Annotated in this window: 1 protein-coding gene; it reads left to right on the plus strand. The window is 40.1% G+C overall.

The window, feature by feature from the left end; translation table 11 throughout:
• Window positions 1-342 (plus strand): DUF4132 domain-containing protein (locus CK486_RS17810; protein WP_141248939.1); only part of this gene is annotated, 342 nt, incomplete at both ends.

Here is a 342-nt window from a genome sequence, read left to right on the forward strand (position 1 = left end):
CACAAAATCGCATGTGGGAAGCAGAGAAATGGGAGAAGTTATTTGTCGACAATGTGATTATGCAGTCATTTGCCATTGGTCTAGTTTGGGGTGTATATGGAAAGAGTGTGAAAAATTTACCTCAAGTTGCTAAGAGTGATGATGAACAAAAAGCAACCGATGCGAGAGAACAGTTCAAGTTGCTGAAGAAGCAACTGAAAACGGTAGTAACGAACCAAAAAACTAGACTAGAAGCTGCATTATCACAAAATCGCATGTGGGAAGCAGAGAAATGGGAGAAGTTATTTGTCGACAATGTGATTATGCAGTCATTTGCCATTGGTCTAGTTTGGGGTGTATATG

Source organism: Pseudomonas sp. HAR-UPW-AIA-41 (assembly GCF_002304225.1).
In the GTDB taxonomy this organism is placed as follows: Bacteria; Pseudomonadota; Gammaproteobacteria; order Pseudomonadales; family Pseudomonadaceae; genus Aquipseudomonas.